The sequence below is a fragment of the Rhodococcus sp. ARC_M12 genome (genome assembly GCF_022810385.1).
Classification (GTDB): domain Bacteria; phylum Actinomycetota; class Actinomycetes; order Mycobacteriales; family Mycobacteriaceae; genus Rhodococcoides; species Rhodococcoides navarretei.
In genome coordinates this window covers 56,606-71,257 of record NZ_JALGQI010000022.1, presented here as the reverse complement: position 1 = coordinate 71,257, position 14,652 = coordinate 56,606, and the positions used below count along the sequence as shown (strand labels likewise).

The window sequence follows — 14,652 nt, the reverse complement described above, 5'->3', positions numbered from 1 at the left end:
GCGCAGCATCAGTACGACTCGTTGATCGCGTGCGAGACGACGGGGATCATCGATTCGACGGTGACCTCACGCGGGTTGCCCGGGGTGCACCAGTCTTCCTGGATGTGCTCGGAGATCTTCAGAACCGACTTCTCGTCGCCCTTGATCACGTCGCCCTTGCCGGCGTACTTGCCGGTGTTCATCCGGTTCTTGTCGTACGTCGCCGAACGGATCGATCCGAAGTTGTCGGGAATGCCGACGTCCTTGGCGAGGCGGATGGCGGCTTCGACGGCAGCGTCGGCGGCCTGAACGGTGGTCATGTTCTTGGTGTCGACGCCCATGGCCACGGCGATCTCGGCGTAGCGCTCGTAGCGTGAGGGCAGGTTGTACTCCCACACACGCGGCAGAGCGATGGCGTTGTTGAGGCCGTGAGCGCTGTCGTAGAACGCACTGATCGCGTGCGAGATCGAGTGAATGACACCGAGTCCGCCGGAGTTGAAGGCCTGCGTGGCGATGTATTGGGCGTTCATCATGCCCTCGCGAGCCTTCAGGTTGCCCGGGTCGTACACCGCTTCACGAAGATGCTTGGACACCAAGCCGATCGAGTAGATCGCGTTGCCCAGCGACGGTGCGAAGTCCAGACGCGAGACGTAGGGCTCGGCACCGTGGGCAAGAACGTCGAAGCCACAGAACGCGGTCCACTGCTGGGGGCAGGTGTAGTAGAGCAGCGGATCGTCCAGTGCCAGAGTCGGTGTCGACGCCTCGTCGAAGGCGAGCCACTTGTGCGGCTTCTCCATGTCCGAGGTGTCGGTGATGACGTAGGCCCAGGACGTCTCCGAACCGGTTCCGGCAGTGGTGGATACCGCGATGTGCGGTGGGTTCTGCTTGTTCGTGGACTTGGAGAATCCCTCGAACTCGTTGATGTTGCGGCCGTCGTGGGCGACGACGACGCGGATGCCCTTGGCCGCATCGTGGCTGGAGCCACCACCGACGGAGATGACGCTGTCGCACTTCTCCTTCTGGTACAGCGCAGCACCGTCCATGACGTTGTAGTCCTTGGGATTGGACTCGACCTTGTCGTAGAGGACCACTTCGACGCCCTGGTACTCGATCTTGCCGATCAGTTCCTCGATGATTCCGGACCCGCGCAACCCGGTCGTGACGAGCAGCGAACGCTTGAATCCGAGTTCCTTGGCTTCGACGCCGATCATGTCGTGAGCGCCGACTCCCAGCTTGGCGCGTGGCAGCGGGTGGAACTCCTTGATGGGGAATTCCCAGATCTGATTGAGCTCGATAACCATCGGTGTCTCCTCGGTGAGTGTGAGTGACAAGACGCCTACACCTGTGATCGGCGTCTCACTGGTGACCACACTCCACCGCCCGGCACGTCGATGGAACACCTGAAGGCGCAAACCCTGCCAACGACCCGAGCGAACTACCCGATCGGGTAGGACCGTTCGCTCACCCTCCGCAGAGGCGACTCACAGACTCTGCCGCACTACCGATCTCGTCGTTGTGCCACCGAGAATCCGAGAACCGAGATCAGAGCGAGCGTGATGACGAATCCTCCGTACAGTTCCACCGTCGTGCTCAGACCGAGGCGGTGCACCGCCAGCCCGGCGACCACTGCGGGCACGCTGAACGCGAGGTAACTGATGACGAAGGTCGTGGCGAACACTCCACCTCGCTCTGCGGCGGGGACCAAGGCACCGAGCGTGCGCATCGATCCGAGAAAGGTTGCCCCCCAGCCCGATCCGGCAATCACCGCCCCGACGAAGTACATCGCTATCGACTCGATCTGCACCGACACCAGTGTCAGCGCGACGCCTGCCGCCAACACGGTCGCACCGGTCATCATCACCGCACGGGGGAACCGATTGCGCACCACTGCAGCTGCCACCGCACCCGTGGCGAACAGCGCGAAGATCTCCAGCCCGCCCACTATGTGGTTGTCCACGCCGAACACGGTGCCGATGATGGACGGCCCGAGCGAGAGGTGAAACCCGCCGAGGGACCAGGTCGCGAACAAAGCGGGAGCGATGAGAAAGAACGGTGCCCGCACCGACTTCGGGATCGACATCCTCGGCAGCAGGGTCGCCGCGAGGTGACGGCGAGAGTCGAAGCCGCGCATTGCCGAGGTCTCGGGAACGAACAGCAGCGCGACGGCCAACGTCAGGGCTGCAACGATCAACAGGACGAAGACGAGAATCTCCGGTGCCGGTGCCAATTGCACCAACAGTCCGGCACCGAGCGCGCCACCGGCGAGCCCCAGTGAAGGAGCGACGCTGTTGAGCAACGGCCCGGTGGAGGCGTTGGGCTGCAGATCGATCACGGCCGCACTCATCGCTCCGGTAGCCGCGCCGGCCGCGACTCCCTGCACGACGCGTGCCGCGATGAGCATCGGGACGCTGTCGGCGACGATGAACAGCACCAAGCTGACTGCGAGCAGCAGCAGTGAGGCGATCAGAATCGGTTTGCGCCCGATGTGGTCCGACAGACTACCGACGGTGAGCAACGTGGACAGCAACGCGACCGCATACACGGCAAAGACGACCGTGAGGGTGAGAGCGCTGAATCCCCAGGCCTGTTGGTACACCGGGTACAGCGGTGACGGTGCCGACGCGGAGGCCATCAGGACCAGAAAGGCAATTCCGACCATCCAGAACGCGTACCGGTGCGGAATTCGCGCCGCGGTCCGTCCCGCTGGACTCCGAGTGTCCACGCCGACCATGTGTTTCCTTCCACTGCAGTGATCCTTAGCTCAGTGAAAGACAACGCGCAGGATCTCCTCGCATTCCCGGAAGATCAGTGTTGCTCTGCTCGTACGTCGTCGAACAGCAGTTCCCCCTCGGGATACCGCTGCGCGCTCGCCGGCAAACGGCCTTCGCTCCCGCTCAACCACACCGATACTCGGCCGGTTCCCGAACCGCTCGAACCGACCTCGTCGACGCGTCGCACCGTCTGGTTGGCCACCGCGTCGGCACTGTCGAACAGCGTCACCTCGGTGGGCAGCTGTGCGACGATCTCGCCTCGGACCAGCGGATAGTGCGTGCACCCCAGCACGATCGATTGGACGTCGTCGGGGGTGGCTGCCACGGCGGCGGCGATGGCAGCGCTGATCCCCCGAGCGTCTCCGCGATCGATCGAATCCGCCAGACCGTGACACGCCACACTCGTCACCGTCCGGTGCGAGGCGAACTCCTCGATCAACCGCCCCTGATAGGCGCTGGCAGTCGTGGCCGCCGTCGCCCAGACAGCAATTCGATCACTCACCGCCGCAGCGGGTTTGATCGCCGGAACGGTGCCCACCACCGGAACCGTGTCACCGAGCGCGGCCCGGACGTGACCCAGCGCCGTCACACTGGCGGTGTTGCACGGAAGCACGACCACCTCGGCACCGAGTTCGACGGCATGCTGCGCCGTTCCGACCACCCGATCGATCACCCACCGATCGGGCTTGGGTCCCCACGGAGCGTTGTCCGGATCCATCATCAGCACCAGATCGAGCTCGGGGCGCGCTTGTCGCAGCCGCGCAGCCGTCGGGAGCATTCCCAACCCCGAGTCGATCAGTGCGACGATCATGCCAGCGCTTGCTCGACGTCGCCCACCAGATCGGCACCGTCCTCGATACCGACGGACAGCCGCACCAGATCGTCGGGGACCTCGAGCAGCGAACCGGCCGTCGACGCATGGGTCATGGCACCCGGGTGCTCGATCAGCGATTCGACGCCACCGAGCGACTCGGCGAGGGTGAAGATCTCGGTCTTCGCGCAGAAATCGAGAGCGGCCTGCTTGCCACCGGCCAGGCGCACCGACACCATGCCGCCGAAGCGTCGCATCTGCTTGGCGGCGACCGCATGGGACGGGTGAGATTCGAGTCCGGGGTAGATGACCGACGAGATGGCCGGATGTCCGTCGAGGAATTCGACGATCTTCTCGGCGTTGTCGCTGTGGCGTTCCATCCGCAGCGCAAGGGTCTTGATTCCACGCAAGGTCAGGAACGCGTCGAACGGTCCAGGAACGCCGCCTGCACCGTTCTGCAGGAATGCGAAGGCCGTGTCCAGTTCCTCGCTGTCGGTCACCAACGCACCGCCGACCACATCGGAGTGACCACCGATGTACTTGGTGGTCGAGTGCAGCACCACGTCGGCACCGAGGCTCAGAGGCTGCTGCAGGTACGGGGACGCGAACGTGTTGTCGACGACGAGCTTGGCCCCACCCTCGTGTGCGACACCCGAGAGCGCCTCGATGTCACCGACGTTGAGCAACGGGTTGGTGGGCGTCTCGACCCAGACGAGCTTGGTGTTCGGTCGCATCGCCGCGCGGACCTCGTCGACGTCCGACACCGCGGCCACCGAGTACTCGATGCCCCACTGGGTGAAGACCTTGTCGATCAATCGGTAGGTGCCGCCGTAGGCATCGTTGGGAATGACGAGATGATCACCGGGACGCAGGGCCGAACGCAACAGGCAGTCCGTAGCGGCCATGCCCGAGGAGAACGCCCGGCCGTAGGTGCCGGATTCGATGGCCGCGAGGTTGGCCTCGAGCGGACGACGAGTCGGGTTGCCGGTGCGCGCGTACTCGAATCCGCTGCGCATGCCGCCCACGCCGTCCTGCGCGAAGGTGGAGCTGGCGTAGATCGGCACGTTCACCGCGCCGGTCAGCGGATCGGGCTCGTAACCCGCGTGTACCGCCTTGGTGGAAAAGCCCTGCCAGGAGGTGTTGTCTGCCTTGCTGCGCTGCTCACTCATGACCTCCACACTAATCGGCCTGCTGCGCTCGGCAGGGGCGTGGGTAACCTGCGAAGACAACCCCCAGCGGAAAGAGGCACCGTGGCCAACTCCCAGAGCGTCGACGAACTGTTCGCGATCGATTCACTCCTCGACGACGAGGAGCGACAGATCAGGGACACCGTGCGCAAATTCGGCAACGAGCGCATCCGTCCGCACATCGCCGACTGGTTCGACGAGGGCACGGTACCGGCGCGAGAACTGGCCAAGGAACTCGGCTCACTCGGGTTGCTGGGCATGCACCTCGAGGGCTACGGCTGCGCCGGAACGTCGGCGACGGCGTACGGCCTGGCCTGCCTCGAACTCGAAGCCATCGACTCCGGCATCCGTTCGCTGGTCTCGGTGCAGGGCTCGCTGGCGATGTTCGCCATCTGGAAGTACGGCTCCGAGGAGCAGAAGCAGCAGTGGCTACCGGGGATGGCCGAGGGCTCGCTGATCGGCTGCTTCGGCCTGACCGAGGCAGACTACGGTTCCAACCCGGGCGGCATGCTCACCCGCGCCAAGCGCGACGGTGACGACTGGATCCTCAACGGCAGCAAGATGTGGATCACCAACGGACCCATCGCCGACGTCGCCGTCGTCTGGGCACAGACCGACGACAAGATCCGCGGCTTCGTCGTGCCGACCGACACTCCGGGATTCACCGCGAACACGGTCAAGAAGAAGCTCTCGCTGCGTGCCTCGATCACGGGCGAGTTGGTCTTCGACGACGTACGGCTGCCTGCCGACGCGATGCTGCCCGAGGCCCGCGGTCTGAGCGGACCGTTGAGCTGCCTCAACGAGGCCCGCTTCGGCATCGTCTTCGGTGCGATGGGTGCCGCTCGGGACTGCATCGAATCGGCGATCGAGTACTCGAAGACCCGCGCGGTGTTCGACAAGCCCCTCGCCGGATATCAGATCACTCAGGCCAAGCTTGCGAACATGGCCCTCGAACTCGGTAAGGGCCAGCTACTCGCGCTGCACCTGGGCAGACTGAAGGACAAGGGCGAGCTGCCGGGCGAGCGGGTGTCGCTCGGCAAGCTCAACAACGTGCGTGAGGCCATCAAAATTGCTCGCGAATGCCGAACGATCCTGGGGGCCAACGGAATCACACTCGAATACCCGGTGCTTCGGCATGCCAACAACCTCGAATCCGTGCTCACCTACGAGGGCACGTCCGAGGTTCATCAGCTGGTGATCGGACAGGCACTGACCGGCTCGAGCGCGGTGCGCTGACGCGCAGTGGTGTGGTTGAGTGCCCCCTGGGGCACTCAACCACACCACTGCCGCTAGGCACCCTTGCTGAGGAATCCGAGCAGATCGTGGCGAGTGATGACGCCGACGGGCTTGCCCTCTTCGACGACCATCAGCGCATCGGATTCGCCGAGTGCCTTGGTGGCGTCGGAGACGGTTTCCCCGGCACCGATCAGCGGGAACGGCTCACTCATGTGCTTCGCAACCGGATCTGCCAATGCTGCGCGTCCCTCGAACACTGCGCTGAGCAGTTCGCGTTCGGTGACGCTGCCTGCGACCTCGCCTGCCATGACGGGCGGCTCGGCACCGACGACGGGCATCTGCGAGACGCCGTACTCGCGCAGAATCTCGATGGCGTCGCGCACGGTTTCCGACGGGTGGGTGTGCACCAGATCCGGCAACGCGCCGGACTTTCCGCGCAGGACCGCGCCGACGGAAGTCTCCTCGGTCGTACCGTCCAAGCGCGAACGCAGGAACCCGTACGAGGACATCCACGAGTCGTTGAAGATCTTCGCCAGGTAGCCGCGGCCACCGTCGGGCAGCAGAACGACGACCAACGCGTCGGGGCCTTCGCGCTCGGCAACCTGGATCGCGGCCACGGCGGCCATGCCGCACGAGCCGCCGACCAACAGGCCTTCCTCGCGGGCGAGGCGACGAGTCATGTCGAACGAGTCGTTGTCGGACACGGCGATGATCTCGTCCGGGATGGACGGGTCGTAGGCGGTCGGCCAGAAGTCCTCACCGACACCCTCGACCAAGTACGGACGTCCCGTGCCACCGGAGTACACCGAGCCCTCGGGGTCGACGCCGATGACCTTGACCTTGCCGCCGGAGACCTCCTTGAGGTACTTCCCGGTACCGGAGATGGTGCCGCCGGTGCCGACGCCTGCGACGAAATGAGTGATCTTTCCGTCGGTGTCGGCCCAGATCTCCGGACCGGTGGTCTCGTAGTGGCTGGCCGGGCCTGCGGGGTTGGAGTACTGGTTCGGCTTCCACGCCCCCTCGATCTCGCGGACGAGCCGATCGGAGACGCTGTAGTAGCTGTTGGGGTCGTCTGGTGCGACGGCCGTCGGGCAGACCACGACCTCGGCTCCGTAGGCGCGCAGCACGTTGCGCTTGTCCTCACCCACCTTGTCGGGGCACACGAACACGCACTTGTAGCCACGCTGCTGCGCGACCAGTGCGAGTCCGACGCCGGTGTTGCCGGACGTCGGTTCGACGATGGTGCCGCCGGGCTTCAGTTCGCCGGCCGCCTCGGCCGCGTCGATCATCTTGACCGCGATGCGGTCCTTGGACGAACCACCCGGGTTGAGGTACTCGATCTTTGCCGCGACCGTGCCGCCGCTGCCGCCGACGACAGTGGACAACTTCACCAACGGGGTGTTGCCGATGAGTTCGGTGATGTGCTGTGCGATGCGCATTGCTCCATCTTCCCAGATGCGGGTATTCGACTCTCGGTCACGGCCGTCCAGACCGCGCATACGATGGTGTCGACGGCGCGAGGAGAGGGATCGATCTGTGACGGCGAGCGGATGGCGTACCGCTGCGAAGGCGAGCGCCGCGACGGTTCTCGCAGGCTCCGGAGCAGGGACTGCGTCCTGGGCCGCGTACCGGCATCTGATGGCACAGGCAGCTGCGGCCCGGGGTGTCATCGGGCGCACCACCGCCAAACCACCGGAGGCCGACGGCGTCTACACCGCGGGATGCGCGGCCCCGGAACGGTGGCGGATGGGAAATTCAGCAGATATTCATCTGATGATCTTCGGCGACTCCACTGCAGCGGGAGTGGGCTGCATCGTCGCCGACGAAGTTCCCGGCGTGCTGCTCGCCCGCGGACTTGCCGAGGAAACCGGGCAACGAATTCGGTTGAGCACCAAAGCAATTGCGGGCGCTACCTCGAAGGGGCTCGAAGGCCAGGTCGACGCGATGTTCGTCGCGGGCCCGCCCCCGGACGCAGCGGTCATCTTCGTCGGCGCGAACGACGTCACCAAGAAGTTCTCGATTGCCGCGTCGGCGGCCCGGTTGGGCGACGCGGTCGAACGACTGACGGCCAAGGGCTGTGTGGTCGCCGTGGGCACCTGCCCCGATCTCGGTGTCGTGACGGCCATTCCGCAGCCGCTGCGCACCGTCGTCCGCAACTGGGGTCGACGCCTCGCCAACGCGCAGACGGCCCGCACGCTCAGCGCAGGCGGGCATCCGGTGGCGCTGGCGGATCTGCTCTCCCCGGAGTTTCTCGCGGCGCCCGACACCATGTTCTCGGCGGACCGCTTCCACCCGTCGGCCGCCGGCTACGAGCTCGCAGCGCAGCAGATTCTGCCGGTGCTCGCATCGGCACTCGGTGTGTGGCACGGCGGTCCGCTGCCCGAGTTGCCGACCGTGTCCGCGGCCGTCGAATCGCGCAAGGCCATCCCCCGCGCCACGGCCGCACTCGACCGCTTCCTGCGCAGAAGAACCGCCGAGCTCGATGCCGAGATAGTCACTGCGTCGGAGGATCTCGCACGTCGTGACAACGTCGATTCGTCGGGGTTGTAGGTTCGGTCAGGAGACATCGCCTACTCGGCGGTAGCAGAGCAGATTCGATCAGAAGGAGATCACATGCCAGAGGCAGTCATCGTCGCCACCGCGCGCTCACCGATCGGCAGGGCGATGAAGGGGTCGCTCAAGGACATTCGTCCCGACGACCTCACCGCACAGATGGTCGCCGCTGCGCTGGCCAAGGTGCCCTCGCTCGACCCCAAGGACATCGACGATCTCCTCCTGGGCTGCGGTCTGCCCGGCGGCATGCAGGGCAACAACCTCGCTCGTATCGTCGCGGTTCAGCTCGGTTACGACTCGCTCCCCGGAACGACGATCACGCGCTACTGTTCGTCCTCGCTGCAGACCACCCGGATGGCGCTGCACGCGATCAAGGCAGGCGAGGGTGACGTGTTCATCTCCGCTGGTGTCGAGAGCGTGTCGAGCTTCGTCCACGGCAGCTCCGATTCGCTTCCGGAAAGCCACAACCCGATCTTCGCGGACGCCGAGGCTCGCACCAAGAAGGCACAGGAAGAGGGCGCGGACAGCTGGACCGATCCCCGCGAGAACGGCGAGCTGCCCGACGCGTACATCGCGATGGGCCAGACGGCCGAGAACGTCGCGCTGCTCACCGGCATCACCCGCGAGGACCAGGATCACTGGGGTGTCCGGAGCCAGAACCGTGCCGAAGAGGCCATCAACGCCGGCTTCTTCGAGCGGGAGATCACCCCGGTGACCCTGCCCGACGGCACCGTCGTCAACACCGACGACGGCCCTCGCGCCGGCACCACCTACGAGAAGATCAGCCAGCTCAAGCCGGTCTTCCGCCCCAACGGCACCATCACCGCGGGCAACGCCTGCCCGCTCAACGACGGCGCCGCAGCGCTCGTCATCATGAGCGACACCAAGGCCAAGGAACTGGGCCTGACCCCGCTGGCCCGCATCGTCTCCACCGGAGTCACCGGTACCTCCCCCGAGATCATGGGCCTCGGACCCATCGAGGCCACTCGCAAGGCGCTCAAGATCGCGGGCATGTCGATCTCCGACATCGACCTGTTCGAGATCAACGAGGCCTTCGCCGTGCAGGTCCTCGGATCGGCCCGCGACCTCGGCATCGAGGAGGACAAGCTCAACGTCTCCGGCGGTGCCATTGCGATCGGCCACCCGTTCGGCATGACCGGTGCACGCATCACCACCACGCTGCTGAACAACCTGACGACACACGACAAGACGTTCGGCGTCGAGACCATGTGCGTCGGCGGCGGCATGGGTATGGCCATGGTGCTCGAACGCCTGAGCTGACCCCTGGCAACGAAAAAGCCCCGCCCTCCTCGAAGGAGTGGCGGGGCTTTTCGCGTGAGTACTAGTCGTTCTGGAAGTAGCTCAGCAGACGCAGGATCTCGACGTACAGCCAGACCAGCGTGATGGTCAGACCGAGGGCTACGCCCCAGGCAGCCTTCTCCGGTGCCTGTGCGCGGATCAGCTGATCGGCCTGGTCGAAGTCGAGCAGGAAGCTGAAGGCCGCGATACCGATGCAGACGAGGCTGAAGATGATGGCAATGGGTCCGCCGTCACGCAGTCCGAATCCACCGTCCATGAAGAAGCTGGCAACCAGGTTGCCGAGCATCAGGACGACGACACCGATGAGGGCACCGACGATCATCCGAGTCAGACGCGGGGTGACGCGGATGGCACCGGTCTTGTAGACGATCAGCATGCCGAAGAACACGCCGAAGGTACCGAGGATGGCCTGGCCGATCAGTGCAGATCCGCCGACTCCGCCGAACGAGATGTCGGTGAACATCAGCGACAGCGCGCCGAGGAACACACCTTCCGCCGCGGCGTAGGCAAGCACGATTGCCTTGTTGTCCATCTTGCGACCGAACGTCGCGAACATGACCAAGCCGAAGCCGATCAGGCCTCCGCCGATCACGAACGGGATGGCCAAGCCCGGATTACCCGAGACCAGGAAGTACGAGATGATCGCCGTGACGCTCAGCACACCGAGGGTGATGCCGGTCTTGGTGACGACGTCGTCGATGGTCATGGCCCGCTGAGCGGGCTGCGTGGTGTACGGGTCGGCCTGCGTTCCGGGATGCTGGCCGAAGGTTGCGGCCTGCGAGGCTCCAGCCGTCGCAGATCCGAATGTGGCGTAGCCGCCGCCCTGCTGCTTGGGCAGGTTGCGGAACACCGGGTTGCTGGAGGTGCGCACCGTGTCTCTTCCCTTCGTAAGTTCTGATCCCCACCGGGGATCTCCCCGTCGGTCATCAGTAGAACGTCTGACATCCGGACAAAAGTTCCCGAGAGGAGAACTTCTACGACGGACAAATCGGACTCTACCGGGTACTGCCTCGACACGCGGAGACGACGGCGTGTGTGACACCGAATCGAAACGGGCACTATGAGGAAATGGCAATCGAAGACGGACCCGACCAGACCTTGGACCCCAGCGAAAGCGTCGACTCCGACGAGGTGCGCAACGACGACGGCGACACCGTGGTCGATCCCCCGGACCACTGGAGCGAGGCCAACAGCTTCGGCACCACCGCCCGTGAGGCCGCCGAGGGCGAGAGCCTGGATCTCAAGCTCAGCGAGGAAGAACCCGACATCGCAGTCGAGGAGGACCTCGACCGCCCGATCACCGAGACCCCGGACGACGAATTGACCGAGGAACTGGTCGATCACGTGGTCGAGGAGTCGGACGAGGACCCCGACGTCGATTACGCGGAAGGCCAGCGTCAGGCCGAGATCGTCGAGGGCACTCTCGTCGAGGACCTCGGACGCAACCGGGGACAGATCGACGGAACTCCCGAAGACGGCGGCCCGGTCACCTGATGCTCACCGTTACTCGCTCGGGCGTACCGAGCGAGCGACGGTGAACTTGCCGTTGCGCCCCATCTGATCGGTGGGGCCGACGGCGTCGGCCAGTTCGCGTCGATAGTTCAGATGTGTGTTGAACACCGTCCACAACTGTCCGCCCGGCCGCAGTACTCGGCCCGCCGCGGCGAACAGCTTGCTCGCGCCGCCCGTGTGCACCGCTGCGCCCTCGTGAAACGGGGGGTTGCAGACCACGAGATCGACCGACTCGGACTCGAACGTGGACATCGCGTCGTCGGCGACCACCGAGATCCGCGCTCCGTTCGCTTCCGCCGTCGCCGCTGCCGACAAGATCGCTGCGGACGAGCGATCAGTGGCGAACACCTCGAGGTCGGGCCTCGTTCGGGCTAGTTCGGTGGCGAGAATTCCTGTGCCACAACCCAAGTCGACGGCAACACGAGCACGCGGCAGCATCTTCGGAAGGTACTCGAGCAGGTATCGCGTACCGATGTCCAGACCGGCTCCCGCGAACACCGCCCCGTGTGCGACCACCGTCAAGTCCAAGTCGGCAATCCGCTTGCTCACCGGATACGTCATGCCCGACGCCACCGCCCCGCGTGCGGTGAGCACTCGGGCCTTCTGCCGTCCGCGGCCGGCCGTGACGGTCTCGAACGACCTTCGCAGCACGTCGTTCATCGCCGGTGTCATGTGCTTGTCTCGTCCGCCCGCCAGGACGACGACGTCCGACGACGCGTGTGCAGCGATGCGCTCGGCGATCTCGGTCAATTCGGCCAGTCCTCTGGGCAGTTGCATCAGCACCACCCCCACACCGTCGAGCAGTGCGGCATCCAGCGCATGCTGGGTGTAGGTGCCCGCCATCGAGACCCGGGCGGCGTTCAACTCGAGCGCCCGCACGCCGGTGACCGCGTCCTGATGGACCCGGACCGTGGTGAACCCCGAGGCGACGGCCCCGAGCGTGAGGGCTCCGTACCGGTCGCCGATCACCGCGATGGGTGTGGCCTTGTCGATGCCGGGGAGTTCGTCGACGGTATCGAGGACGAGACGGTCCGCGGCGTCCACGGCATGGAGGTTCGGTGCCTCGGCGTCGGGCTCACGGCGTAAAGCGTCGAACAGGGTTTCATCGGGCACTCGAGCAGTATCCCACCCGGCTGTGGGTGACCCTCCAGGGTCGTTCCGCAGGCTTACCCCCGCGCGGGGCCCGGCAGAGCCAGCGCGGCGAGTAGCTATTGCAGCGAATGAGGGGCATGCTCGGGGAATGGAACATCAAGACAAGAAGAACGAGGCGCTCTTCAGCCATCCCGACGATGCGTCCACCGATGCACATGCCGAAACCTCGAAGCCGGCCGTCTACACCGCCCTCTTCAGCGGTGCCAACGACTAGCCCTTCACGACAGGTACCGCAGGTACTCCAGCGCCTTGGTCGCGTGCACGTGACCGCGCTCGCTCCGTACGACCATCCGCACCGTTCGGTGCCGATCTATCACGAATGTCGTCCGCTTCACGGACAACAATTGCCGTACGTATCCACGCTCGGCTGCATGCGCGCGCCCGCGTTCGAACTCCCGGAGCCGACGCCGCCGGGTGAACCACCCGCCCCGCCGCACCCCGAACTGCTCGGCGACAGCACCGTCCGAATCGGACAGCAGGGGAAAGTCGAACGATCGTTGCAGTGCGAAGTGTTGGTTGCTGTCCCGGGTATCGGTACTGATGCCGACACGGTGCGCGCCGAATCTCTCGAACTCCGAGCCCAGGTCCCGGAAGTGACATGCTTCCGCGGTGCAGATCGGACTGTTGGCGGCCGGATAGAAGAACAGGACGACAGGCCCCGACGCAGTCAGGTCGGTGAGTGCGCGTAGCTCCCCGGAATGGTCCGGAAGCTCGAAGTCCGGGGCGGTATGTCCGATACGCATGGGGCGAGGCTACCGCTCAGCCATCGACGAGGGCGGCAGTCAACCGACGACGCAACGTCGCATCGATACCCAAGTGCGTCAGATATCCGTCGAACGATCCGTGGTTCGACTCCATCGAAGCCCATCCGTGCTCCAGGTAGGACTCGCGGACGCCGAGTATCGCCTCGGTGGGTTGGACCTTTTCGTCGGTCGCTCCCACCCACGTTCTGCGGACGTGTGAGAGCAGGGGCTCGATCCCGTCGTTGCTGCGTAGGTAGTCCGCGACGATGTCGTCCTCGCTGACACCTGCCGCCCGCAGTACCGTCGCAACGGTCCACCCCGCCCGGTCCTTGCCTGCCGCGCAATGCACCAGGACACCACCGCGACGCTCGACGACCGCGTCGATCACCCGCTTGATCGCGTGTGATGCACCGTCGAGGGCCGAGAAGGACGCGTACGCCCGCATCATGTACTCCACTTGGCTCTGCTCGTCCTGCAAGGGAGCTTCGTGTGGGGCGCGCACGCCTCGAACGATTTCGAAGGGAACCGAGATCGACTCCACGCCCGCGGGAACTCGGTCTGCGCCACTTCGATCGATCTCCGAACCGCTACGAAAATCCAGGACCGTGCGGATCCCGAGATCGCCGACAGTCTGCTGACCGCGCTCGGTCAGCGCGCTCAATTCGGATGCGCGATAGAACAATCCGGGCCGAATCGTTGCCCCGTCCGCGGTACGTGCCCCGCCCAGATCGCGGAAGTTCCAGGCCCCGTCCAGGGCGAACTGATCGTGTGCACGAGCGTCAGGCATGGGGTCGACCCTATCGAAGGTGGCGCTACGAGGCCGGTACCAGCCACCGACGTAGCCGCGCGGTGACGAACGGCATCACCACGTAGACCATCAACGGCGTACACATCATCACCACCAGCGCAGTGCGCAGTGCCACGTTCAGGTTCGTCAGATGCGGAGTGAGAACGATGTTGACGAGCAGACTGACGGCGTAGAACGCGACACCGATCGAGACCGCCTGCTTCCACCGCGGCGGCGGCCCGCCGATGACCCGAACCGCGTCGGTGAGGTTGGACTGCGGCTCGAACCATCCCTCGACACCGGAAAGTCGATGAGTCTCGAGGTCGTCGGCGATGGGCCTGCCGGTACCGAGCCAGCTGCGCCGGGCGTCCGAGCGCAGCCAGACGTCGAGGTTGTCGTGTGTCTCGAATCGATACACCACGTGATAGTCGTTGGAACCGCCGGAGCTGCGCAGCCAACCGCCACCGAGAAATCCGGGAAAGGTTCGAACCAGTGCCATTCCGCGATCGGTCCAGTCCACGAAATCCGCTTCGTATCCCTGACGAACGCGCCGTGCGACCGAGGTCGTGACGTGATCGAGCGTGTCCGTCGTGGTCATGCG

The 14,652-nt window shown here is 65.2% G+C and carries 15 protein-coding genes; 5 read left to right on the top strand and 10 right to left on the bottom strand.

The window, feature by feature from the left end; all coding sequences use genetic code 11:
* Window positions 1-8: 8 nt before the first annotated feature.
* From mdo to MTX35_RS23575, 4 genes are all read right to left on the bottom strand, one after another.
* The gene (mdo, locus tag MTX35_RS23590; RefSeq protein ID WP_032376592.1) at window positions 9-1,280 is read right to left on the bottom strand and encodes an NDMA-dependent methanol dehydrogenase; all 1,272 of its coding nucleotides are present in this window, start codon (window positions 1,278-1,280) and stop codon (window positions 9-11) included.
* Between the two features lie 197 nt (window positions 1,281-1,477).
* Window positions 1,478-2,710 carry an MFS transporter gene (locus tag MTX35_RS23585; RefSeq protein ID WP_243597252.1) on the bottom strand — a complete coding sequence of 411 codons (1,233 nt, stop codon included), beginning with the start codon at window positions 2,708-2,710 and terminating at the stop codon, window positions 1,478-1,480.
* A 74-nt stretch (window positions 2,711-2,784) separates the two neighbouring features.
* Window positions 2,785-3,561: a glutamate racemase gene (locus MTX35_RS23580; protein ID WP_243597251.1), complete on the bottom strand. Its 777-nt coding sequence runs from the start codon at window positions 3,559-3,561 to the stop codon at window positions 2,785-2,787.
* Window positions 3,558-4,730, bottom strand: a complete 1,173-nt coding sequence (locus MTX35_RS23575; protein WP_243597250.1) for a cystathionine gamma-synthase — start codon at window positions 4,728-4,730, stop codon at window positions 3,558-3,560. The genes MTX35_RS23580 and MTX35_RS23575 overlap by 4 nt, the downstream gene beginning before the upstream one ends.
* An 81-nt stretch (window positions 4,731-4,811) precedes the next feature.
* Here MTX35_RS23575 and MTX35_RS23570 point away from each other — a divergent pair, with 81 nt between their 5' ends.
* Window positions 4,812-5,984 carry an acyl-CoA dehydrogenase family protein gene (locus MTX35_RS23570; RefSeq protein WP_243597249.1) on the top strand — a complete coding sequence of 391 codons (1,173 nt, stop codon included), beginning with the start codon at window positions 4,812-4,814 and terminating at the stop codon, window positions 5,982-5,984.
* A gap of 53 nt (window positions 5,985-6,037) precedes the next feature.
* On the opposite strand, the gene MTX35_RS23565 is transcribed toward MTX35_RS23570, so the two are convergent.
* A complete protein-coding gene (locus MTX35_RS23565) occupies window positions 6,038-7,423 on the bottom strand; it encodes a cystathionine beta-synthase (protein ID WP_243597248.1) in 1,386 nt (461 codons plus the stop codon).
* A 97-nt stretch (window positions 7,424-7,520) separates the two neighbouring features.
* On the opposite strand from MTX35_RS23565, the gene MTX35_RS23560 reads away from it, so the two are divergent.
* Both MTX35_RS23560 and MTX35_RS23555 read left to right on the top strand, forming a co-directional pair.
* Entirely contained in the window at window positions 7,521-8,534 is a 1,014-nt protein-coding gene (locus tag MTX35_RS23560; protein ID WP_243597247.1) for an SGNH/GDSL hydrolase family protein, read from the top strand.
* A gap of 63 nt (window positions 8,535-8,597) precedes the next feature.
* The gene (locus MTX35_RS23555; RefSeq protein WP_068051627.1) at window positions 8,598-9,818 is read left to right on the top strand and encodes an acetyl-CoA C-acetyltransferase; all 1,221 of its coding nucleotides are present in this window, start codon (window positions 8,598-8,600) and stop codon (window positions 9,816-9,818) included.
* Window positions 9,819-9,879: 61 nt separating this feature from the next.
* Here MTX35_RS23555 and MTX35_RS23550 read toward each other — a convergent pair whose 3' ends face one another.
* Entirely contained in the window at window positions 9,880-10,728 is an 849-nt protein-coding gene (locus tag MTX35_RS23550; RefSeq protein WP_243597246.1) for a Bax inhibitor-1/YccA family protein, read from the bottom strand.
* A gap of 197 nt (window positions 10,729-10,925) precedes the next feature.
* On the opposite strand from MTX35_RS23550, the gene MTX35_RS23545 reads away from it, so the two are divergent.
* On the top strand, window positions 10,926-11,351 hold the full coding sequence (locus tag MTX35_RS23545) for a hypothetical protein (RefSeq protein ID WP_243597245.1): 426 nt from the start codon (window positions 10,926-10,928) through the stop codon (window positions 11,349-11,351).
* A 9-nt stretch (window positions 11,352-11,360) separates the two neighbouring features.
* Here the strand turns inward: MTX35_RS23545 and MTX35_RS23540 are convergent, their stop codons facing one another.
* Complete coding sequence (locus tag MTX35_RS23540) at window positions 11,361-12,482, bottom strand: methyltransferase (protein ID WP_243597244.1); 1,122 nt, start codon at window positions 12,480-12,482, stop codon at window positions 11,361-11,363.
* 127 nt (window positions 12,483-12,609) lie between these two features.
* Here MTX35_RS23540 and MTX35_RS25835 point away from each other — a divergent pair, with 127 nt between their 5' ends.
* Entirely contained in the window at window positions 12,610-12,735 is a 126-nt protein-coding gene (locus tag MTX35_RS25835) for a hypothetical protein (RefSeq protein WP_279396202.1), read from the top strand.
* A 4-nt stretch (window positions 12,736-12,739) separates the two neighbouring features.
* Here the strand turns inward: MTX35_RS25835 and MTX35_RS23535 are convergent, their stop codons facing one another.
* From MTX35_RS23535 to MTX35_RS23525, 3 genes are read right to left on the bottom strand one after another with little or no spacing between them, the layout of a single operon-like run.
* Entirely contained in the window at window positions 12,740-13,264 is a 525-nt protein-coding gene (locus tag MTX35_RS23535) for a peroxiredoxin (protein ID WP_243597243.1), read from the bottom strand.
* A gap of 16 nt (window positions 13,265-13,280) precedes the next feature.
* Entirely contained in the window at window positions 13,281-14,051 is a 771-nt protein-coding gene (locus MTX35_RS23530) for a tyrosine-protein phosphatase (RefSeq protein WP_243597242.1), read from the bottom strand.
* 25 nt (window positions 14,052-14,076) lie between these two features.
* Complete coding sequence (locus MTX35_RS23525; RefSeq protein WP_243597241.1) at window positions 14,077-14,649, bottom strand: antibiotic biosynthesis monooxygenase; 573 nt, start codon at window positions 14,647-14,649, stop codon at window positions 14,077-14,079.
* Window positions 14,650-14,652 lie beyond the last annotated feature (3 nt).

Bases quoted from the DNA above. Each gene is read 5' to 3' on its own strand.
- MTX35_RS23580 (WP_243597251.1), bottom strand. From the start codon at position 3,561: ATGATCGTCGCACTGATCGACTCGGGGTTGGGAATGCTCCCGACGGCT.
- MTX35_RS23555 (WP_068051627.1), top strand. From the start codon at position 8,598: ATGCCAGAGGCAGTCATCGTCGCCACCGCGCGCTCACCGATCGGCAGG.
- MTX35_RS23525 (WP_243597241.1), bottom strand. From the start codon at position 14,649: ATGACCACGACGGACACGCTCGATCACGTCACGACCTCGGTCGCACGG.
- MTX35_RS23575 (WP_243597250.1), bottom strand. From the start codon at position 4,730: ATGAGTGAGCAGCGCAGCAAGGCAGACAACACCTCCTGGCAGGGCTTT.
- mdo (WP_032376592.1), bottom strand. From the start codon at position 1,280: ATGGTTATCGAGCTCAATCAGATCTGGGAATTCCCCATCAAGGAGTTC.
- MTX35_RS23545 (WP_243597245.1), top strand. From the start codon at position 10,926: ATGGCAATCGAAGACGGACCCGACCAGACCTTGGACCCCAGCGAAAGC.
- MTX35_RS23535 (WP_243597243.1), bottom strand. From the start codon at position 13,264: ATGCGTATCGGACATACCGCCCCGGACTTCGAGCTTCCGGACCATTCC.
- MTX35_RS23565 (WP_243597248.1), bottom strand. From the start codon at position 7,423: ATGCGCATCGCACAGCACATCACCGAACTCATCGGCAACACCCCGTTG.
- MTX35_RS25835 (WP_279396202.1), top strand. From the start codon at position 12,610: ATGGAACATCAAGACAAGAAGAACGAGGCGCTCTTCAGCCATCCCGAC.
- MTX35_RS23530 (WP_243597242.1), bottom strand. From the start codon at position 14,051: ATGCCTGACGCTCGTGCACACGATCAGTTCGCCCTGGACGGGGCCTGG.
- MTX35_RS23585 (WP_243597252.1), bottom strand. From the start codon at position 2,710: ATGGTCGGCGTGGACACTCGGAGTCCAGCGGGACGGACCGCGGCGCGA.